Genomic DNA, 21,559 nt, shown 5'->3' with positions numbered 1-21,559 from the left:
AAGAAAATTTAGCGAATATCCGGACGTCCTCCCGGCTAAAGCCGGTCCTACGGGAATACGCAGGTTCTATGGGAGATTCTATGTTTGCCCGCAAGCTGACGACGTGGGACCGGCTTTAGCCGGGAAGGCGGTATTTGTGCAGATAAAAATCCAGCGTCTGTCCCGGCCTCTTCCCGGCTGAAGCCGGTCCTACGGGACTGTGTGGGTTCTGTGGGAGATTCTATGTTTGCCCGCAAGCTGACGACGTGGGAACGGCTTTAGCCGGGAAGGCGGTATTTGTGCAGATAAAAATCCAGCGTCTGTCCCGGCCTCTTCCCGGCTGAAGCCGGTCCCACGTCATCATTGAATCCTGTCTGCGGGGCTTGCGCGGGATAAGGGGACTCAGATAGCAGGTCCATCGCGTCCTGCCTCGTCGCGGGCAAGCGCAACCGCCATCCGATCAAGCCCGCTGCGATTCAGCCTCTTCATGCGCATGGCGCAACCGTTCGCGGCTGTTGGTCAGGTGCAGGCGCATGGCGGCGCGGGCGGCGTCGGAGTCCTGGCGGGCGATGGCGTCGTAGATTTCTTCGTGCTCACGACTTAGACGGGTCATATAGTGCTGCTGATCGTCATGGGCCAGGCGCGCCGAGTTCAAACGGGTACGCGGAATGATGCTTGTACCCAGGTGGGTCATGATGTCGGTGAAATAGCGGTTGCCCGTCGACAGCGCGATCTGCAGGTGGAACTGAAAGTCCGACCCCACCGCGTCGGCGGCATGGGCGGCACTTTCATTCAGTGCGTCCAGCGCCTGACGCATGGCCAGCAATTGCTCATCGGTACGGCGCTGCGCCGCCAATCCGGCCGACTCGACCTCAAGGCTGATACGCAATTCGAGAATCGCCAGTACATCACGCAGCGTGACAATAGTGGCCGGGTCGATACGGAAGCCGCTCGGGCTTGGCGTATCCAGCACGAAAGTGCCGATGCCGTGGCGGGTTTCCACCAGACCGGACGCCTGCAGACGCGAGATAGCCTCGCGTACCACCGTGCGGCTGACGCCTTGTTCTTCCATGATGGCCGATTCGGTGGGCAGTTTGTCGCCACGCTTGAGCAGCCCGCTGCGAATACGCTCGGACAGTTCAGTTACCAGCTCTTGCGCAAGGCTGCGGTGCTTGCGGCGTGCGCGAGGCAGTGCGCTTTGATTTTCCATATCCAACGTCGATCTCGAGCAATGAAAGAAGTGATGATAGCTCACCGGGTTATACGAACACATTCATAAAAACCGAATGGATAGTACGCCCCGATCATACAACAGCCAGAGAATGCGGCTGTTCGCGCAAATCCCCGTCCTCGATACGCAGCAACCGTCTATGAAACCGCTTAAGACTGCTGCGATGGCCGATGCTGACCAGCGTTACATCCGGTAACTCATCGATCAGCGCCTGATACAGCAACGCCTCGTCTTCTTCATCCATTGCAGAGGTCGCTTCATCCAGATAAAGCCAGCGTGGCTGGAACAGCAGCGCACGCGCAAACGCTACACGCTGCTGCTCACCCGGCGACAACATGCGTTGCCAGTGATTGCTCTCGTCCAGACGCGGAATCAGGTGCCCCAGTCGACAGGTTTCCAGCACCTCGGCAAAGCGCTCCACCGGGTAAGCTTCAACGGCCTGTGGATAACTCATGGCCTCGCGCAACGTACCGATGGGCAGATAAGGCCTCTGCGGCAGGAAAAGATAGGGTTCGGCAGGGAGTTGAATGTGGCCTTTACCGTTTTGCCACAACCCGCCCAACGCACGCAGCAAGGTACTTTTGCCACTGCCGGATCGACCGCCCACCATGACCCGCTCCCCCGCTGCGATGTTCAGGCTCGTGTTCTTCAGCAACTGTCGGCTCGCCCCCAGTTGCAACGCCAGCCCGGCCAGGCTCAGCGACTGGCCTGTATGGCTGATCTCGATAGCTGAAACGTGAGCTTCGTTATGGTCCAGGGCCTGTCGGAAACTCAGCAGACGATCACAGGTTGCCCGCCACGACGCCAACGTGGCGTAGGCATCGATAAACCAGCTGAAGTTTTCCTGCACGTTGCCAAAGGCAGAGTTGATCTGCATCAGCTCGCCCAGCTCTATCTTGCCCGCAAAGTAGCGTGGCGCGGCGACCACGAAGGCGAAGATGATCGCGATCTGTGAATAACCGGCCGTAAAGAACGTCAGACGTTTCTGCACGCGCATCATAGACCAGAAGTTGCTCCAGACCATGCCGAAGCGGGAGCTTAGACGCTCGTTCTCGTTGGGCTCGCCGTCCGACAGCGCGATGCTTTCAGCGTTTTCGCGGACACGAACCAGCGAAAAACGCAGGTCTGCTTCGTATCGCTCTTGCTGGTTACTCAGGGGAATCAGTCGCCGACCGATCACATGCGTCAGCCAACTGCCCACCACCGCGTAAAGGAATGCGGCCCAGAACATGTAGCCGGGGATCTCGATGCCGAACAATTCGATGCTGCCGGACACACCCCACAGGATGATCGAAAAAGACACCAGACTGACGATGGTCTTGATCAGCCCAAGCCCCAACGTCAGGGTATCGCTGGTGAATTTGTTGAGGTCTTCGGACAACCGCTGGTCAGGGTTATCGGTGTAACCGCCCTGCTCCAGCTGGTAGTAGCTTTTGTGGCTGAGCCATTTGGCAAAATGCTGCTCGGTGAGCCAGCGCCGCCAGCGAATGGTCAGCATCTGCGTCAGATAGGAACGGTAAACCGCGCCCAGAATAGCCACGGTGGCGATACCGCAGAAATACAGAATCGACTGGGTAAAGGCCTCAAGATCCTTCTTTTCCAGCGAGTTGTAAAAGTCTCGATACCAACTGTTGAGCACCACCGAAATGGCCACGCTGAACAGCGAAAGCGCAATTACAGCAATCAGGAGGACCCAGGCAAGGCCCTTCTCTTCGCTACGCCAGTAGGGGGTGATCAGTTTCCAGACGCGGGAGAAGAATTTCTCCCGCACGCTGTCATTTACAGTTGTGTACTCGGCATTGCGATTCATGGTGATGCCTCGACTTCACAGTGAAGTTCAACGTCCGGGCGTGAGCGGCGGACGCACTACGCGATCATCCATGACAAACAGCGGCCGTTAGCGGCGAACGGGACGCTTCTGCAATTTGCGCTGCAAGGTACGACGGTGCATGCCCAGCGCCCTGGCGGTAGCGGAAATATTGCCTTCGTGCTCGGTCAGCACACGCTGAATGTGCTCCCATTGCAGGCGGTCCACCGACATCGGGTTGTCCGGCACCAGGGTGTCCAGATCCGAATGCTGCGACAGCAGAGCCGCAAGTACATCATCAGCATCGGCGGGTTTGCACAGGTAGTTGCACGCGCCACGCTTGATGGCTTCAACGGCCGTGGCAATGCTGGAATAACCGGTGAGGATCACGACACGCATGTCAGGGTCCAGCTCCAGCAACTTGGGCAGCAGCACCAGACCGGAATCGCCGTCCATTTTCAGGTCCAGCGCCGCGAACTCAGGGATGTCCGATTGAGCCAGGATCAAGCCTTCTTCAGCGGAGCCGGCCGTGCTGACACGGAAGCCGCGACGGGACATTGCCCGCGCCATCACACGGGTGAACGTGGCGTCATCGTCAACCAGCAACAGATGCGGCAGTTCTTCGCCTTCAACCTGGGTTTCGTCACTCATGCATCATCTCCTCGGGCGTCACGGGGCAGGCGCAGCTCGGTGAGCGTGCCGCCATCCTCATGACTGTAGAGTTTGACCGAGCCGCCCGCGCGGGTCACGCTGGCTTTGCTCAAGAAAAGACCAAGGCCGAAGCCTTTGCCGCCTTTGGTCGTAAAGAAAGGTTTACCGATTTGTTCGGCAATTGCCAGTGGCACGCCGGGGCCGTGGTCGCGAATGCTGATACAGATTTCTGTGCTGTCCCAGTTCAGACTCACTTCCAGGCCCTCTGGGCAAGCATCAGCGGCGTTATTAAGCAGATTGAGCAGCGCTTGAGTCAGGTCAGGCGGCGGCGCAAGCATGGGGGCTGCGTCCTTGCCGAGCAACTGAAACCGGTAGCTGGCTTCAGGACGCATCAAATGCCAGCGGTCCAGTGATTCGTTGAGCCAGTGGCTGACGGTCTGCATTTCAACGGCCAGACGGCGATTGGCCTCTGCGGCGCGCACTAACTGTTGCAGTGTCTGCTTGCACTGTTTGACCTGTTCCTGAAGGACTTCCAGATCATCCTGCAACGCCGGGTCCTTATGGTCCTGACGCATTTCCTTGAGCAGTACGCTCATGGTCGCCAGCGGCGTGCCCAGTTCATGGGCCGCACCGGCAGCCTGCGTCGCAACCGCCAGCAGTTGCTGATCGCGCAGCCCTTCTTCACGACGCTCGGCGCGCAGTTGCTCCTGACGCCGCAGCTCTTCAGCCATCTTTGCCGCAAAGAACGTGATCACTGCGGCTGCCAGGGCGAAGCTCAGCCACATCCCGTAGACCTGCAGGTTTTCCCGCGAGATCGGATAAGTGTCCAAAGGATAGGAATGCCCCATCAGCCAGCTATAGAGGGCCAGCGCGATGCCCGACAGTATCAGCGAATAGCGCCATGGCAAGGTGACCGCCGCGATGGTCAGCGGGACTAGGTAATAAGAAACAAACGGGTTGGTCGAACCGCCGGAGTAATAAAGCAGGGCGCTGTGGATAAACAGGTCGAATGCCAGCTGCACGGAGTACTCTTGCTCCGTCACCGGCAACGACGTACGCAGCCGAACCGCCGTCACCGCACACCAGATCGTCGAGAATCCGAGGGTGATCGCCAGTTGCATCCACGGCAGCGGCAATAAATGAAACAGGTACGCAATACCCACAGAACCGGCCTGAGCGGCCAGTACCAGCGTACGGATAAAGGTCAGACGCCAGAGGTTCTGACGAGTAGCGGACAACAATTTGACGGGGGCGAGCATGAGCTCTCCTGATGAGTGCTCCAGGCGAATCGATGCGAGTATAACCAAGCAACAATAAAAACTGCGCAAACTGCGGCAAACCACCACAGGTTTCATGAATAATTTACCTTTCGCCTCCGCGATCAGACCGCCCGGCAACCCATGAAGCTGCCGGAACCACACCTCACACTCACAGTCTTATAGCTTTGCGCCCTGCCGGCGTCCGTCGCAGGCCTGCCTGCTATACGCATGCCTCATAACAAGGAGTTTCCAATGTTCAGCCTTCGCCCTACTGCCGCCCTGCTAGCCCTGGGCGCCACCGCATTGACCAGCGTTCCAGCGTTGGCAGACAGCATCAATTACAACCAGGTTTCCGTACACGCCGAGGTCAATCAGGAAGTCACCCGCGACCTGATGAACGTTACTGTGTACAGCGAAGCGCAGAACACTGACCCGGCCAAACTGGCTGCCGAAATCACCGAGACCCTGAATAAAGCCCTGGGTCAGGCACGTCAGGTCAAAGACGTCACGATTCGTCAGGGCAATCGCAACAGCTACCCGATCTACGATGACAAAGGCCAGAAGATTACCGGCTGGCGTGAGCGCGCAGAGCTTCGCCTGGAAAGCGCCGACTTCGCGGCCTTGTCCAAATTGACCGGCGAACTGCTGGGCGACATGAAAATGGGCGGCATGGACTTCTCGATCTCCAAACCGACCCGCAAGGCCAGTGAAGACACCTTGCTCAAAGAAGCCGTGACGGCGTTCCGCGCCCGCGCCCAACTGGTCACCGAAGCCTTGGGTGGCACTGGCTACAAAGTGGTCAACCTGAACTTCAACACGTCCGGTTATCCGCAACCGTACCTGCGTGCACCGGTCATGATGATGAAAGCCGCCAGTGCGGATAGGGCACCGACCCCGGACGTTGAAGCCGGCACCAGCGACGTGACCGTTGCCGCTGATGGCGTGATCGAAGTCGCAATCCCTTGATGGCATCTCAGGCAGCTCATTGAGCTATTCGTTTGTAAGCTGAAAGGCGGCAGCCCGTGGTTGCCGCCGTTTCCTGATACCCGCTCCCACCACTCGCACACCGTTCGACTCCCCACCTTACAGCAATTGAAGGCATGTCCTGCTTTTTCGGTCAGGACGCGTCCGTAAACTTCATCCGGCACCACCCCCAATCATTTCTATGCGACGTGGGCGTCCGCGTTCGCACACTTTCAAGGACTCACGGATGAATCCTCCAATTGCTTCACCGAAAAAAAACAATCGCTACATAAACCAACTGATGCGTGGCGGTAAAACTGGCAACGCGTTCGCATTTGCGCTCCGTATGGAACCTGGGCGACTGGACAGTACATTTGCCCTGGACCTCCTGACCCGTTTGGCGCACGACCGGGCCGCGCCGCAATTCATCATGGAAATGGCAACGATCTTCGGCCTGGACATCCCTCCCAAGGTGTACCTGGAACTACAAAAGGCCTTGTTGGCAGACGCAATTCCCCTGCCCCGCTACAAGATTGTTTCGTCAGGGACGTATCCCGCCGACTACAACAACCGCGACCGGACTGTCCGGATTCACGCTCAGGCGCTGGAACACATCGTCAAACACCCCCAAGCGGCATGGGAACTGCTGGCGGTGCTGCTCCATGAGTTCGGCCACCACCTGGATGATGTCATCCGCCGGGACATCGCCCCCCTTCACGCACAAGACACTCTGGACCTGCATTCGGATTCCGTCGGAGAAGAAGGCGCCCGCTATGCCACGCATATGGCAAGGTCCGGGATGCAGGAAGATGGCGATCTGATCCTGGGCACGTACGTCGAAGGGGACAACGTGGAGTACGTCATCAAAATCAATTACGCCCAAGGCATGCGAGCGGTAAGGGAAAGACAAAGCGACATTGCGCGGATGGATGGAGACGCGATAGACCCCGACCGAGAAGCGTTCGAGGCAGATGGCAGCGGCGACGGGCTTTTCAGCCACGAGCGGATTGAAGCAGGCTTGCAAGCGATCGGCTTTGCCGATGAGGATCTACAAGCCATGTATTTCGGCAACTGGCTTCGGGATCATGCGCAATTACTGGACCCCAAGATCGTCCGGGGCAAAGATCAAAAGAAAGATTTCCCCGCGGTCATGTCCCGTGAAGCGCTGACGGCAGTCGTCGACGTAATGGCAGCCAGAAAGTTTTCCGGGTTACGCGCCAAAGACAGCTTCAGCTACAAAGTGACCGAGAAAAAACTGGGGGTTTACCGCCCGAGCCACCACATCGACAACCCGAAAGTCGAGAATCCCACGCCCGCTGATCCCGCTGAACGCGATCCGGAGTTCGAGCCCTGGGTGCTCGCCGATGATCCCTTGCTGGAAGTCGACTATGAGACGTCGATGAAATCCTACATACATCGCTCAGCGGCAAAGATGTACAGGGAGCTGTCGGCCGCCATGAGAGAGGGTTACACCCCGGAAGGGCTGCGCAAGCTGGGCGGTGCCCTGCATATTCTCGAAGACTTTTTCGCCCACTCCAATTTTGTCGAGTTGAACCTGATCAGCCTGAATCATAAAGGCGTCCTGCCCTGGACAGGCCCGGCGGACTGCAAACACAAGCTGCCATTAGTGACTGGGACATTTGGTGGAAGTGATACTGTCGCCAGCCTTGCAGGACCAATCGCCAAGATTCTGGCCCCCGCCGAGCTATGGAAGTTCACCCCGACGAAACCCGGCGCTCGCTCGGACTCGGAGCAAATGCTGCTGATCCTGCTCAACGAACATGACGAAGCGTGGTTACTGGAGGCGTTCCAGGACTTCCTCGCTGCTCGTGACAAAGCCAGTTCAATTCCCGGTTTCAACTTGCTGGAACTCTACTATTGGGTTATCTCCAGCCCCTTACGCTTGGCAGGCAACGCCTACAGCGCGATTTTCCAGGGAATCCTGCAACTCATCGGCAACAGTATTGATGACATACAGACCCATACCGGCCCTGACCCCCATCGGCCCGGCAATACGGATCCGTCGCACTCCCAGTTATCCAAAGATCATGCGAATCATCCGCTGCACAAGCTGGCAGCGAACTGCGCGTCGAGCGCGATCAGGGAAGTGGCGGGCGCCATGCTCAATTACTGGCGTTTTGGCTCGGAGATGAAACCGACAGAGATTGCCCTCAGCTATTTTGTACACCCGGAAGACACGTACCAACTGGACGATATCTTTCTCGAGTGGGCGAGCAAAAATCCCGAGCAAATCAAACGTGCCAGTTCGTTAACCGAACTCGAACATCTGCAGCAGGAATTGCTGGAGGTAGCGCGCAAGAACTTTCAGGGGTTCGCGAAAGAAAGTCTCGGCACGTGGGACTATCTCAAGAAACTCGGTAGCAGCATCGGGCTCAAAGATGTCGCTGAGATAAAGCAGCGTCAAAGCGTCAAGGCGATGGGCAGCAGCAAAGCGGTTTGAGCAAAGCGGTGATCGGGTGCAGTTTCGAATCGCGAGACGCAACACTTGTGAGCAACCTGCCAGTGCGACATTCTGCGCTGTCCAACTGCCAGACGGAAATTCAGGCAGCCATTGCCGCACTCGCGAGGGTTCCATGGGAAAAAACGTATTCAAACCACTGCTCCTGACCACCGCCCTTCTGGCCTGCATGCCCATTGCTCAGGCAGCCAGCACGCTGGTGTATTGCTCCGAAGCCAGTCCGGCAGGGTTCGATCCGAGCCAGTACACCAGCGGCACTGATTTTGATGCCTCCGCTGAAACCGTATTCAACCGTCTGACGCAGTTCAAGCGCGGCGGCACCGAAGTAGAGCCCGGGCTTGCCACTCGCTGGGATGTCTCGAATGACGGTCTGACGTACACCTTCCACCTGCGCCCCGGCGTGAAGTTTCATACCACTGATTACTTCAAGCCGACCCGGGACTTCAACGCAGACGATGTGCTGTTCACGTTCCAGCGACTGCTGGACGGCAATCATCCGTTCCGCAAGGCATACCCTTCGGAGTCGCCCTATTTCGTCGACATGGGCATGAACACCACGATCAAGAGCGTCGAGAAAGTCGACGACCAGACCGTGAAATTCAACCTGAACAATGTCGATGCAGCGTTCGTGCAGAACCTGGCAATGAGCTTTGCCTCGGTGCAATCGGCTGAATATGCGGACCAGTTGCTCAAGCAGGGCAAAGCCGAAGAGCTCAACCAGAAACCGATAGGCACCGGACCGTTCGTGTTCAAGCGCTATCAGAAAGACGCGCAGATTCGGTACGACGCCAATACGGCGTACTGGAAGCCCGAGGACGTGAAGCTCGATCACCTGATCTTCGCCATCAACAGCGATGCGGCCGTGCGGATGCAGAAGCTCAAGGCCGGTGAGTGCCAGGTCAGCGGCTATCCGCGCCCGCAAGACATCGAAGAGATGCAAAAAGACCCGAATATCAAAGTGATCAGTCAGCCAGGATTCAACCTTGGCTTCCTGGCCTACAACGTGACCCATCCACCACTGGATCAACTGAAAGTGCGTCAGGCGCTGGATATGGCTATCGATAAACCGGCGATCATCAAAGCGGTTTACCAAAGCGCCGGACAACTGGCCCAGAACGCCATCCCGCCAGGCCAGTGGAGTTACGACCCGAGCATCAAGGACGCACCGCACGACCCGACAAAGGCCAAACAGTTACTCAAGGAAGCAGGTGTTGCACCGGGTACCCAGATCAATCTGTGGGCCATGACCGTGCAACGAGCTTCCAATCCGAACGCCCGCATGTCGGCCCAGATGATTCAGGCCGACTGGGCCAAGGTTGGCATCAAGGCCAACATCGTCAGCTACGAATGGGGTGAGTACATCAAGCGCGCCAAGGCCGGCGAGCACGACGCGATGATTTATGGCTGGACCGGCGACAATGGCGACCCCGACAACTGGCTGGGCGTGCTGTACAGCTGCGCGGCGGTTAAAGGCAGCAACTACGCGAAATGGTGTGATCCGGCCTACGACAAGCTGGTGCAGAAAGCCAAGTTGACCGCGGATCGCGACGAGCGCATCAAGCTCTACCAACAGGCGCAGCAGATCCTCAAGGCGCAGGTGCCGATCACCCCGATCGCCAATTCCAAAGTCTTCCAGCCGGTGCGCAAGGAAGTTCAGGACTTCAAGCTCAGCCCCTTCGGACTCACGCCTTTTTATGGTGTAAGCCTGACCAAATAAACGAACCATTAGAAAAATTGGTAACACTGTCGCGCCAATCGAGTGCATTCAACACAAATGACTGCTCGCGATTGGTGCGCAAAACCTTTCCAGATACGACGCGCAAACGATCAAATGCGTCAAAAATTACACTGATGCGACATTCCTGTACGCTCGTGCCACTCTTTGATACTTCTCTGGCGCCAACGCCTTGCTTTGGGTATGGCCCCTGCATAAGTATCGGCAAGATCGGCTCACAAGGTCAGATCCTCAAAATTAAAAATGACAACAACTGAGGCCACCATGCTCAAACACGCGGTCATTCCGTTTCTACTCAGTGCAGGCTTGATCACTGCAGCTCCTTTCGCTCAAGCGGCATCGAACCTCGTGTTCTGCTCCGAAGGCAGCCCGGCCGGTTTCGACCCAGGCCAATACACCACCGGCACCGATTTCGATGCATCGGCAGAGACCGTATTCAACCGTCTGAGCCAGTTCGAACGTGGCGGCACCGCGGTAGTACCAGGCCTGGCGACCAGCTGGGACGTGTCCCCGGATGGTCTGACTTACACCTTCCACCTGCGTGAAGGCGTCAAGTTCCACACCACCCCGTACTTCAAGCCGACCCGTGAATTCAATGCCGATGACGTGTTGTTCACGCTCAATCGCATGATCAACAAAGACGACCCGTTCCGTAAGGCGTACCCGACCGAGTTCCCGTACTTCACCGACATGGCGATGGACACCAACATCAAGAAAGTCGAAAAAGTTGACGAGCACACGGTCAAACTGACTCTCGGCACTGTGGATGCTGCATTCATTCAAAACCTGGCCATGAGCTTCGCGTCCATTCAGTCCGCTGAATACGCAGCCAAGCTGCTCAAGGAAGGCAAGCCTGAACTGATCAATCAGCAACCGATCGGCACCGGCCCGTTTGTATTCAAGAGCTACCAGAAAGACTCCAACATCCGCTTCACCGGCAACAAGGATTACTGGAAGCCTGAAGACGTCAAACTCGACAACCTGATCTTCGCCATTACCACTGATGCTTCGGTTCGTGCACAGAAGCTGAAAAAGGGCGAATGCCAGATCACCGCTTACCCACGCCCTGCCGACCTTGCTCCACTCAAGGCCGACAAGGACCTGAAGATGCCGGATCAGGCAGGCTTCAACCTGGGTTACATCGCCTACAACACCATGGACAAGATCAAGGGTAGCGATCAGCCAAACCCTCTGGCCATCAAGGAAGTTCGTCAGGCGCTGGACATGGCCGTGAACAAGCAAGGCATCATTGATGCGGTGTATCAGGGCGCAGGCCAACTGGCCGTCAACGCCATGCCGCCAACCCAGTGGTCCTACGACACCACCATCAAAGACGCACCGTTCGACGTTGAAAAAGCCAAGGCTCTGCTCAAGCAGGCCGGCATCAAGGAAGGCACCGAAATCACCCTGTGGGCGATGCCGGTTCAGCGTCCTTACAACCCGAACGCCAAATTGATGGCCGAGATGCTTCAGTCCGACTGGAAGAAGATCGGTATCAACGTGAAGATCGTCAGCTACGAATGGGGCGAATACATCAAGCGTGCCAAAGCGGGCGAGAACGGCGCGATGCTGATTGGCTGGAGCGGTGACAACGGTGACCCGGACAACTGGCTCGGCACCCTGTTTGGCTGTGATGCCCTGGAAGGTAACAACTTCGCCAAATGGTGCGACAAGCCTTTCGATACCTTAATTCACCAAGCCAAGGAAACGACAGATCAGGCCAAACGCACTGAGCTGTACAAACAGGCACAACATCTCCTCAAAGATGCCGTCCCGATGACACCTATTGCGCACTCAACGGTTTACCAACCGATGCGCACTACCGTTCAGGACTTCAAGATCAGCCCATTTGGTCTGAACTCGTTCTACGGGGTTAGCGTTACCGGCAAGTAAGAATCAAATAACTGCGCTGTAACACAGCGCAGTTATTTCCATTCGTCGGTTAAATAAAGTTAGTTGCACAAATTTTGTAGGAGCTGCCGAAGGCTGCGAATTGCGGTGCGTCAGATACGACGTTATCGCAGCCTTCGGCAGCTCCTACATAAACTGCGCTAATTACATACAGAAGTTTCCTACGCGTTTTTAGGCATCCGGTACTACATACAGTCCCGCCTGACGGACATACCTTCGTGGGCGCGGGCCAAGCTATTTCATTTTGTTACTGAGCGGTCGCCAAGGCTTCCAGTTTGCAGGCAATGCTTTGCCTGGCAATTGTTGGGCACTTACTACTCACTTGAAGGATAAGGATCATCATGCGTAAAACCATTGCCATGTCGTCGTTGTTCAGCCTTGGCTTGCTGACCCTGACGCCTGCGGCGCAGGCCGCCAGCAATCTGGTGTTTTGCTCGGAAGGAAGCCCGGCCGGTTTCGACATCGCCCAGTACACAGCCGGCACCGACAACGATGCCGCTGAACCAATCTACAACCGCCTCACCGAATTCGAACAAGGCAGCACCGCCGTCATTCCGGCACTTGCAACCAAGTGGGATGTTTCCGAAGACGGCCTGATCTACACGTTCCATCTGCGCGAAGGCGTTAAATTCCACACCACGCCTTACTTCAAGCCAACGCGCGAATTCAACGCCGATGACGTGCTGTTCACGTTTAACCGCATGCTCAAGCAGGATCACCCGTTTCGTGTCGCTTACCCGACCGAATTCCCGTATTTCAACGGCATGGGCTTGAATAAAAACATCAAGTCAGTGGAAAAAACCGATCCGCTGACCGTGGTATTCACCCTCAATAAAGTGGATGCCGCGTTCATCCAGAACGTCGCGATGAACTTCGCCTCGATTCTGTCCGCTGAATACGCAGACCAGTTGATGAAATCCGGCAACCTGCACGACATCAACCAGAAGCCAATCGGCACCGGCGCCTTTGTTTTCCAGCGCTATCAGAAAGACTCGCAAATTCGTTACAAGGGCAACAAGGACTTCTGGGACCCGAGCCGCGTGAAAATCGATAACCTGATTTTTGCGATCAATACCGACGCGTCGGTACGGATGCAGAAACTCAAGGCCAACGAGTGCCAGGTCTCGCTCAACCCACGCCCTGCCGACCTCCAGAAACTCAAGGAAGACAAAGACCTCAAGGTAATCGAACAGGCTGGCTTCAACCTGGGCTACATCTCTTACAACGTACGCCATGAGCCGTTGGGCAAACTGGAAGTGCGTCAGGCGCTGGACATGGCCGTCAACAAGCAAGCCATTATCAACGCCGTGTATCAGGGCGCCGGTCAACTGGCCGTCAATGCCATGCCGCCGACTCAATGGTCTTACGACGACACCATCAAGGACACGCCGTACAACCCGGAAAAAGCCAAAGAGATGCTGCGCGCAGCGGGCATTAAAGAAGGTACAGAGCTGACCCTGTGGGCCATGCCGGTTCAACGTCCCTACAACCCCAACGCCAAGCTGATGGCTGAAATGCTGCAGTCTGACTGGGCCAAGGTGGGCATCAAGGTCAAGATCGTCAGCTACGAGTGGGGCGAATACCTCAAGCGCACCAAGAACGGCGAGCACGATATTTCGCTGATCGGCTGGACGGGTGACAACGGTGACCCGGACAACTGGTTGGGCACGCTGTACAGCTGTGCGGCCATTGGCGGTAACAACTATTCGATGTGGTGTGACGAAAGATACGACGCACTGGTCAAGGCCGCGGTTGCCACTTCCGACCGCGCCCAGCGCACCGACCTCTACAAACAGGCCCAGCAGTACCTGAAACAGCAAGTACCTATCACGCCAATCGCACACTCCACGGTTAACCAGCCGCTGCGTAAAGAAGTGCAGGGTTTCAAAGTCAGCCCGTTCGGGCGTAACACGTTCACCGGCGTCAGCGTCGCCGAGTAACTCAACTCACCAACAGATGTTCGCTGCCCCTGACCAGGGCGGCGAGTTTCACCGTTCCAGAAATTCGTTTTGTTAGCAGATGTATCAAAAAAGAACGGGGCAAAAAAAGCCCCACACCACCAGAGCCAGACCCAAAAAACTGGCAACTATAAAGTAGTAAAGGGAGCTTCAATCGTGAGAAAAGTCAGTACCGCAGCAGTCGCTTTTTCCATTGCTTCTCTGAGCGCAATGGCACAGGCAGAACCTGTCAGCCAGGCATTCGTGCCAACCCAGCTGAGTTCCAAAAGCGCACAGGGTGAGGCCGCTGGCTTCATTGAAGATTCACATCTGACCGGTACGACTCGTAACTGGTATGCCAACGAGTTGCTGCGCCGCGGTGGTACTTTCGGCTACAACGATGACGGCGTAGAGAAATCCACCTCGCGTCGCATCAACTGGCAACAAGGCACCATCATCAACTACACCTCGGGCTTCACCCAAGGCGTTGTAGGCTTCTCCACCGAACTGGCGCTGTATAACGCCATTGCGCTGGACCGTGATACCGATGACTTCGCTGGCAAATCCAACCGCACCTTGGCAGACAGTGACGGCGACGCAGTAGGCCAGTGGAGCAAAATGGGCCTGGGCAACGTCAAGGCGCGTGTCTCCAACACCACCCTGACCATGGGTCGCCAGTCGGTGAACACCCCGGTTATTGCCTTCATCGGCAACCGTGCACTGCCCTCCAGCTTCCAGGGTGTTGCCGTGCAGAGCGACGAGCTCAACAACCTGTCTTTCCAGGGCGGTAGCTTCGACCGTGTGTCGCCACGTATGGAGCAAAGCCTGGACAAGTTCCGCTCTGAGTACGGTGATCGCAGCCAGACCGCTGATCGTCTCGATATGTTCGGTGCCGACTACAAGCCGTTCGAAAGCCTGACCACCAGCTTCTACGCCTCCAACCTCGAAGACTTCTGGCACCAGTACTACTTTGCCTTCACTCACGAAATGGGTGACACCGACGTAGTGGGCCTGAGCACAAACCTGAACTACTACAAAACCAAAGATTCGGGCCAGCGCAAACTGGGTCCGATCGACAACGATACCTACAGCCTTTCCTTCACCGGTACGCATAAGGCCCACAGCCTGAGCGTTGCCTATCAGGAAGTCGCTGGTAACGAATACTTCGATTACGCCCACGACACCAACGCCATCTTCCTGGCCAACTCCCTGCTCTCGGACTTCAACGGCCCGAACGAGAAGTCACTGCAGGTTGCTTATGTACTGAACATGGCCGAATACGGCGTGCCCGGCCTGAAATTCAACATCTACCAGGCCCGCGGTTGGGGTATCGACGGTACTCACTACAAAGGCGGTGCATACGGTGGTATCGACGAAGTCACCGGCGCAGCGACTGGCGTTCGGACTATGGACGGCGAAACCCACTACGAGTACGGCATCGGCACTTCATACGCTGTACAGTCCGGCCCTCTCAAGGCCACCGCGATCCGCGCGACCTACACCACACACCGCGCCAGCGAAAATCAGGCTGATGGCAGCATCAACGAGTTCCGTCTGGTAACCACCATTCCATTCAACATCCTGTAACTCGCACCATGACCGATCCGGCGCGGGGGCCAACACCGCGCCGGATCGGTCGCACAGGCGTTACATCAACGGAGGGTTCACATTGAAACTGTTATCGCTACGCAACTCGATCGCCCTGGCTCTGTTCAGCGCGGCGCTGAGCGTCTCCGCCAAGCCCTTGGTGGTTTGCACCGAAGCCAGCCCTGAAGGCTTCGATATCGTTCAATACACCACCGCTGTCACGGCTGATGCCACGGCCGAAACCTTCCTCGACAAACTGGTCGGATTCAAACCGGGCACCACCGAAACTGAACCCAACCTGGCTGAAAGCTGGGACGTCAGCGACGACGGCCTGACGTATACCTTCCACCTGCGTAAAGGCGTCAAGTTCCAGACCACCGATTACTTCAAACCAAGCCGCGAGATGAACGCCGACGACGTCCTTTGGAGCTTTCAGCGTCAGCTGGACCCGAAGCACCCATGGCACGACAAGTCTCTGACCGGCTACCCGTATTTCGAAAGCATGGGCTTCAATGACCTGCTTAAAAGCGTCGAAAAAGTCGACGACCACACCGTCAAGTTCACTCTGACACGTCCCGAGTCACCGTTCCTGCGTGACCTGGCCATGCCGTTCACGTCGATCTACTCCGCCGAGTACGCAGATCAACTGCTCAAGGCAGGCAAAACCGGCGAACTGAACAGTAAGCCCATCGGAACAGGCCCGTTCATCCTGACTCGCTATGCCAAGGATGCCCAAGTTCGCTATAAAGCCAACCCGGATTACTGGAAGGGTGCAGTGCCCAGCGAAACATTGATTTTTGCGATCACGCTGGACAGCAATGTGCGCCTGCAAAAGCTCAAGGCCAACGAATGTCAGGTCGCGCTTTATCCAAAACCGGACGACATCGCAACCATCAAGGCAGACCCCAAGCTCAAGATCGATGAGATGGAAGCCATGATGACCAGCTACATCGCCATCAACACTTCGCACAAGTATTTGAGCGATGTGCGTGTGCGGGAAGCGATCAACCTGGCGTTCGACAAAAAGGCTTACATAAAAGCGCTGTTCGGCGAAGGCAAGGCGACTGAAGGGGTAAACCCGTATCCGCCAACGCTGCTCGGCTATGCTCACGACATCAAGAACCCCGCACACGATCAGGAAAAAGCCCGCGCACTGCTTAAAGAAGCCGGCGTACCGGAAGGCCAGGAGTTCAGCCTGTTCCTGCGTAACGGCGGTGCAGTGACTAACCCGAACCCGGCGCTGGGTGCGCAAATGCTGCAAGCGGACCTGGCCAAAATCGGTCTGAAGTTGAATCTGCGCGTCATGGAATGGGGCGAGATGCTTAAACGGGCCAAGGCCGGTGAGCACGACATGGTGTTTGCAGGCTGGGCTGGCGACAATGGCGACCCGGATAACTTCCTGACACCGAACCTGAGTTGCGAAGCCGCGAAGAATGGTGAAAATTACGCCCGCTGGTGTAACAAGGCGTTTGAAGAGGCAATCTCCAAGGCCCGGGAAAAGACCGATCCGGCTGAACGGACTGCACTTTACGAACAAGCTCAGCAAATATTTGCCAAAGACGTGCCTTGGCTGAGCCTTGCTTATCCAAAACTGTTTACTGCAATGCGTAGCAACGTCGAAGGCTATCAAATTAGCCCGCTGACTAATAACAACTTCGCCACTACCAGGGTGAAGTAGAAAAATAATCCGGCGGACTCACTACCCGAGATCCGCTGGAGCACGCCTAACCGGCCGATGAGGAACACCACACGATGTTTAGTTTTATCGCCCGCCGAGTGGGGTTGTTAATACCCACGTTTTTCGGCATCACTTTGCTGACCTTTGCCCTGATCCGCCTGATTCCGGGCGATCCGGTCGAAGTCATGATGGGTGAACGCCGGGTTGATCCGGAAATGCACGCTCAGGCCATGGAACGTCTGGGCCTGAACAAACCGTTGTATGCGCAATACCTCGATTACGTCGGCAAACTCGCTCAAGGCGACCTCGGCGAATCGTTGCGCACGCGGACCAGTGTGTGGACCGAATTCACCGCACTGTTTCCTGCCACTCTGGAGCTGTCGATTGCAGCACTGATTTTTGCGGGCATTCTCGGGCTGCTGGCCGGCGTCATCGCGGCGCTCAAACGGGGCTCGTTATTCGATCACGGGGTGATGGGCATCTCCTTGGCGGGCTATTCGATGCCGATCTTCTGGTGGGGCCTGATTCTGATCATGTTCTTCTCGGTAACCCTGGGCTGGACACCCGTCTCCGGACGAATCGACCTGCTGTATGACATTCCGCCAAAAACCGGCTTCATGCTGATCGATACGTTGCTCAGCGATGAAGAAGGCGCTTTCCTCGATGCACTGCATCACCTGATTCTGCCTGCGATCGTGCTCGGCACTATTCCGCTGGCAGTGATCGCGCGGATGACCCGTTCGTCGATGCTGGAAGTGCTGCGTGAAGACTACGTGCGGACCGCTCGCGCCAAAGGCCTGTCGCCTGCCCGCGTGGTGTTCGTTCATGGCCTGCGTAACGCGCTGATCCCGGTATTGACCGTGTTCGGCCTGCAAGTCGGCACGCTGTTGGCCGGTGCGGTACTGACCGAAACGATCTTCTCCTGGCCGGGCATCGGCAAGTGGCTGATCGAAGCCATCGGTGCGCGTGACTACCCGGTGGTGCAAAACGGCATTCTGCTGATCGCCTGCCTGGTGATCCTGGTCAACTTCGTGGTGGATATCCTCTACGGCTTTGCCAACCCACGCATCCGTCACCAGCGCTGAGATCCTTGACTATGAGCACACCTACTCCTTCGGTAGCAGTCGATCAAAGCCTGCTTTACCCCTCGCCGTACAAAGAATTCTGGCAAGCCTTTGCGAAAAACAAAGGTGCAGTTGCCGGCCTGATGTTCATGACCCTGATCGTGTTCTGCGCGCTGTTCGCCCCTTGGGTCGCGCCGCATGACCCGAGCGAGCAGTACCGTGATTTCCTGCTCACCCCGCCGGTCTGGCTTGAAGGCGGTCAATGGCAATTCCTGCTGGGCACCGACGAACTGGGCCGTGACCTGCTCTCGCGCCTGATCGAAGGCTCGCGTCTGTCGCTGATGATCGGTCTGTCGTCGGTGGTCATGTCTCTGATTCCGGGCATCCTCCTGGGCCTGATCGCCGGGTTCTTCCCGCGTATTCTCGGTCCATCGATCATGCGCCTGATGGACATCATGCTTGCGCTGCCTTCGCTGCTGCTGGCAGTGGCCATCGTCGCAATCCTCGGCCCTGGCCTGATCAACACCGTGATTGCTATCGCCGTCGTTTCGCTGCCTGCGTATGTTCGTCTGACCCGCGCTGCGGTCATGGGCGAACTGAACCGTGATTACGTGACGGCTGCCCGTCTGGCGGGCGCTACCCTGCCGCGCCTGATGTTCATCACCGTGCTGCCTAACTGCATGGCACCGCTGATCGTTCAGGCCACCCTGAGTTTCTCCTCGGCAATCCTTGATGCTGCGGCGCTGGGCTTCCTTGGTCTGGGCGTACAACCGCCAACACCTGAGTGGGGCACCATGCTCGCTTCGGCTCGGGACTACATCGAACGCGCCTGGTGGGTAGTGAGCCTGCCGGGTCTGACTATTTTGCTCAGCGTGCTGGCAATCAACCTGATGGGCGACGGGCTGCGCGATGCGCTGGACCCGAAACTCAAAAATGCCGCCTGAGGAGATTCGCATGTCACTGTTAGAAATCAAGAATCTCAGCGTCCGCTTCGGCGATACCAGCGCTGTGCCTGTTGTCGATGGCCTGTCGTTGAGCGTCGAGAAAGGCGAAGTCATGGCCATCGTCGGCGAATCGGGTTCGGGTAAATCCGTGACCATGATGGCGCTGATGGGCCTGATCGATCACCCAGGCGTCATCACCGCCGACTCGCTGAACTTTGACGGTAACGAGCTGCTCAAGCTCAGCTCGCGTCAACGTCGCAAAATCATCGGTAAAGACATGGCGATGGTCTTCCAGGACCCGATGACCGCGCTCAACCCAAGTTACACCGTTGGCTTTCAGATCGAAGAGGTTCTGCGTCAACACTTGAACCTGTCCGGCAAAGCGGCGCGTCAACGTGCCCTTGAATTGCTGCAGAAAGTTGAAATTCCGGGAGCGGCCTCGCGTCTCAATGCCTATCCGCACCAATTGTCGGGCGGCATGAGTCAGCGTGTGGCGATTGCCATGGCCATTGCTGGCGAACCCAAGCTGCTGATCGCGGACGAACCGACCACTGCGCTGGACGTGACCATTCAGGCGCAGATCATGGACCTGCTGCTGAGCCTGCAAAAAGAGCAGGACATGGCACTGGTGCTGATCACGCACGACTTGGCCGTTGTTGCTGAAACGGCTCAACGCGTCTGTGTGATGTACGCAGGCCAGGCCGTGGAAGTAGGTCAGGTGCCCGGCTTGTTCGACGTGCCTGCGCACCCGTACAGCGAAGCATTGTTGGCCGCAATTCCGGAACACAGCATGGGTGCCGAGCGTCTGGCGACATTGCCGGGCATGGTTCCAGGCCGTTACGACCGTCCGCAAGGCTGTCTGCTTTCGCCACGCTGCCCTTACGTGCAGGACAACTGCCGCACCCAGCGCCCTGGCCTTGATCCAAAAGCCCATAGCCTGGCGCGTTGCTTCTATCCGTTGAATCAGGAGGTGGCGTAATGAGCGTCGTTCTTACCGCCCGCGACCTTACCCGTCACTACGAAGTATCCCGTGGTCTGTTCAAGGGGCACGCATTGGTGCGCGCCCTTAATGGCGTCTCGTTCGAACTTGAAGCCGGTAAAACCCTGGCAGTGGTTGGCGAGTCCGGCTGTGGCAAGTCGACCCTGGCTCGGGCACTGACCCTGATTGAGGAGCCGTCATCCGGCTCGCTGAAAATCGCCGGTCAGGAAGTCACCGGTGCCAGCAAGGAACAACGCAAACAGCTGCGTAAAGACGTTCAGATGGTTTTTCAAAGCCCGTACGCGTCCCTCAATCCCCGGCAGAAAATTGGTGATCAGCTCGGTGAGCCCCTGCTGATCAATACCAGTCTTTCTGCCAAGGAACGTCGCGAAAAAGTACAGGCGATGATGGCTCAGGTCGGGTTGCGTCCTGAGCATTATCAGCGTTATCCGCACATGTTCTCCGGTGGTCAGCGTCAGCGTATCGCCCTGGCCCGCGCCATGATGCTGCAGCCGAAAGTGCTGGTGGCAGACGAGCCGACTTCCGCACTGGACGTTTCGATTCAGGCACAGGTGCTGAACCTGTTCATGGACCTGCAGCAGGAATTCAACACGGCATACGTGTTCATTTCCCACAACCTGTCGGTGGTGCGTCACGTTGCTGACACGGTGTTGGTGATGTATCTGGGGCGCCCGGCGGAAATGGGTCCGAAGGAAGAGATCTATAACCGTCCGCTGCACCCGTACACTCAGGCATTGTTGTCGGCGACCCCGACGATTCATCCGGACCCACTGAAGCCCAAGATCAAGATCGTCGGCGAACTGCCTAACCCCCTCGATCCGCCAAGCGGCTGCGCCTTCCACAAGCGTTGCCCGTACGCGACCGAGCGCTGCTCCACTGAAGAACCGGCCCTGCGTCTGGTCGACAACCGTCAGGTTGCCTGCCATTACGCGGAGCAGTTTGTGGCGGCTTAAACCGGCTTTTGCAGGAGCTCACCGAGGTTACGAGGCCAGCGATGGCGGTATGTCTGACACACCGCGATCGCGCCCGTCGTAACCTCCGAATGCTCCTACAGTTGAACTGCTGCAATCGAGATCCGGGTAGGAGCCAACTTGTTGGCGAGAGGGGCTGACGCGGTGGTTCTGGCACACCGCCTCGCGAACAAGTTCGCTCCTACCGGAAGCTCGATCAAGGCTGCCGCAGATGTAAATCGCTGCACCTTCCTCAAGCCAGCGCTTTAACTCGTCAATAACATCCGCATGCCCCTGCAATTGAACTGCTGCAATCGAGATCCCGGTAGGAGCCAACTTGTTGGCGAGAGGGGCTGACGCGGTCGTTCTGGCACACCGCCTCGC

The 21,559-nt window shown here is 57.1% G+C and carries 15 protein-coding genes; 11 read left to right on the top strand and 4 right to left on the bottom strand.

Going from position 1 to position 21,559, the window contains the following annotated elements:
• Positions 1-439: 439 nt before the first annotated feature.
• The 4 genes from H8S59_RS05215 to H8S59_RS05200 all read right to left on the bottom strand — a co-directional run bounded on the left by H8S59_RS05215 (position 440) and on the right by H8S59_RS05200 (position 4,927).
• Positions 440-1,189, bottom strand: a complete 750-nt coding sequence (locus tag H8S59_RS05215) for a FadR/GntR family transcriptional regulator (RefSeq protein WP_027901127.1) — start codon at positions 1,187-1,189, stop codon at positions 440-442.
• Between the two features lie 94 nt (positions 1,190-1,283).
• Positions 1,284-3,020, bottom strand: a complete 1,737-nt coding sequence (locus H8S59_RS05210) for an ABC transporter ATP-binding protein/permease (RefSeq protein WP_187520717.1) — start codon at positions 3,018-3,020, stop codon at positions 1,284-1,286.
• An 87-nt stretch (positions 3,021-3,107) separates the two neighbouring features.
• A complete protein-coding gene (locus tag H8S59_RS05205) occupies positions 3,108-3,668 on the bottom strand; it encodes a response regulator transcription factor (protein WP_122395569.1) in 561 nt (186 codons plus the stop codon).
• Positions 3,665-4,927, bottom strand: coding sequence for an ATP-binding protein (locus H8S59_RS05200; protein ID WP_095098435.1), 1,263 nt, complete (start codon positions 4,925-4,927; stop codon positions 3,665-3,667). The genes H8S59_RS05205 and H8S59_RS05200 overlap by 4 nt, the downstream gene beginning before the upstream one ends.
• Before the next feature lie 252 nt (positions 4,928-5,179).
• On the opposite strand from H8S59_RS05200, the gene H8S59_RS05195 reads away from it, so the two are divergent.
• The 11 genes from H8S59_RS05195 to H8S59_RS05145 all read left to right on the top strand — a co-directional run bounded on the left by H8S59_RS05195 (position 5,180) and on the right by H8S59_RS05145 (position 21,178).
• The gene (locus H8S59_RS05195) at positions 5,180-5,893 is read left to right on the top strand and encodes an SIMPL domain-containing protein (protein ID WP_187520716.1); all 714 of its coding nucleotides are present in this window, start codon (positions 5,180-5,182) and stop codon (positions 5,891-5,893) included.
• Between the two features lie 244 nt (positions 5,894-6,137).
• Complete coding sequence (locus H8S59_RS05190) at positions 6,138-8,351, top strand: HET-C-related protein (protein ID WP_187520715.1); 2,214 nt, start codon at positions 6,138-6,140, stop codon at positions 8,349-8,351.
• Positions 8,352-8,484: 133 nt separating this feature from the next.
• Positions 8,485-10,086, top strand: a complete 1,602-nt coding sequence (locus tag H8S59_RS05185) for an ABC transporter substrate-binding protein (protein WP_187520714.1) — start codon at positions 8,485-8,487, stop codon at positions 10,084-10,086.
• Positions 10,087-10,368: 282 nt separating this feature from the next.
• Complete coding sequence (locus tag H8S59_RS05180) at positions 10,369-11,997, top strand: ABC transporter substrate-binding protein (protein ID WP_095098444.1); 1,629 nt, start codon at positions 10,369-10,371, stop codon at positions 11,995-11,997.
• A gap of 359 nt (positions 11,998-12,356) precedes the next feature.
• Complete coding sequence (locus tag H8S59_RS05175; protein ID WP_187520713.1) at positions 12,357-13,955, top strand: ABC transporter substrate-binding protein; 1,599 nt, start codon at positions 12,357-12,359, stop codon at positions 13,953-13,955.
• Between the two features lie 174 nt (positions 13,956-14,129).
• Positions 14,130-15,539, top strand: a complete 1,410-nt coding sequence (locus tag H8S59_RS05170; protein ID WP_187520712.1) for an OprD family outer membrane porin — start codon at positions 14,130-14,132, stop codon at positions 15,537-15,539.
• A gap of 82 nt (positions 15,540-15,621) precedes the next feature.
• Positions 15,622-17,217 carry an ABC transporter substrate-binding protein gene (locus tag H8S59_RS05165; RefSeq protein WP_187520711.1) on the top strand — a complete coding sequence of 532 codons (1,596 nt, stop codon included), beginning with the start codon at positions 15,622-15,624 and terminating at the stop codon, positions 17,215-17,217.
• Positions 17,218-17,291: 74 nt separating this feature from the next.
• On the top strand, positions 17,292-18,302 hold the full coding sequence (locus H8S59_RS05160) for an ABC transporter permease subunit (RefSeq protein WP_187520710.1): 1,011 nt from the start codon (positions 17,292-17,294) through the stop codon (positions 18,300-18,302).
• 11 nt (positions 18,303-18,313) lie between these two features.
• On the top strand, positions 18,314-19,225 hold the full coding sequence (locus tag H8S59_RS05155; protein ID WP_187520709.1) for an ABC transporter permease subunit: 912 nt from the start codon (positions 18,314-18,316) through the stop codon (positions 19,223-19,225).
• A 10-nt stretch (positions 19,226-19,235) separates the two neighbouring features.
• Positions 19,236-20,204 (top strand): ABC transporter ATP-binding protein, encoded by a 969-nt coding sequence (locus tag H8S59_RS05150; protein ID WP_187520708.1) that lies wholly within the window; start codon positions 19,236-19,238, stop codon positions 20,202-20,204.
• Complete coding sequence (locus H8S59_RS05145; RefSeq protein ID WP_027901140.1) at positions 20,204-21,178, top strand: peptide ABC transporter ATP-binding protein; 975 nt, start codon at positions 20,204-20,206, stop codon at positions 21,176-21,178. Before H8S59_RS05150 ends, H8S59_RS05145 begins: the two co-directional genes overlap by 1 nt.
• The last annotated feature ends 381 nt before the right edge of the window (positions 21,179-21,559 follow it).

This window comes from Pseudomonas folii (genome assembly GCF_014357575.1).
Classification (GTDB): domain Bacteria; phylum Pseudomonadota; class Gammaproteobacteria; order Pseudomonadales; family Pseudomonadaceae; genus Aquipseudomonas; species Aquipseudomonas folii.
This window is presented reverse-complemented; position numbering and strand designations above follow the sequence as displayed.

Coding starts and splice junctions, on each gene's coding strand:
- H8S59_RS05215 (WP_027901127.1), bottom strand. CDS start 1,189: ATGGAAAATCAAAGCGCACTGCCTCGCGCACGCCGCAAGCACCGCAGC.
- H8S59_RS05210 (WP_187520717.1), bottom strand. CDS start 3,020: ATGAATCGCAATGCCGAGTACACAACTGTAAATGACAGCGTGCGGGAG.
- H8S59_RS05205 (WP_122395569.1), bottom strand. CDS start 3,668: ATGAGTGACGAAACCCAGGTTGAAGGCGAAGAACTGCCGCATCTGTTG.
- H8S59_RS05200 (WP_095098435.1), bottom strand. CDS start 4,927: ATGCTCGCCCCCGTCAAATTGTTGTCCGCTACTCGTCAGAACCTCTGG.
- H8S59_RS05195 (WP_187520716.1), top strand. CDS start 5,180: ATGTTCAGCCTTCGCCCTACTGCCGCCCTGCTAGCCCTGGGCGCCACC.
- H8S59_RS05190 (WP_187520715.1), top strand. CDS start 6,138: ATGAATCCTCCAATTGCTTCACCGAAAAAAAACAATCGCTACATAAAC.
- H8S59_RS05185 (WP_187520714.1), top strand. CDS start 8,485: ATGGGAAAAAACGTATTCAAACCACTGCTCCTGACCACCGCCCTTCTG.
- H8S59_RS05180 (WP_095098444.1), top strand. CDS start 10,369: ATGCTCAAACACGCGGTCATTCCGTTTCTACTCAGTGCAGGCTTGATC.
- H8S59_RS05175 (WP_187520713.1), top strand. CDS start 12,357: ATGCGTAAAACCATTGCCATGTCGTCGTTGTTCAGCCTTGGCTTGCTG.
- H8S59_RS05160 (WP_187520710.1), top strand. CDS start 17,292: ATGTTTAGTTTTATCGCCCGCCGAGTGGGGTTGTTAATACCCACGTTT.
- H8S59_RS05155 (WP_187520709.1), top strand. CDS start 18,314: ATGAGCACACCTACTCCTTCGGTAGCAGTCGATCAAAGCCTGCTTTAC.
- H8S59_RS05150 (WP_187520708.1), top strand. CDS start 19,236: ATGTCACTGTTAGAAATCAAGAATCTCAGCGTCCGCTTCGGCGATACC.
- H8S59_RS05145 (WP_027901140.1), top strand. CDS start 20,204: ATGAGCGTCGTTCTTACCGCCCGCGACCTTACCCGTCACTACGAAGTA.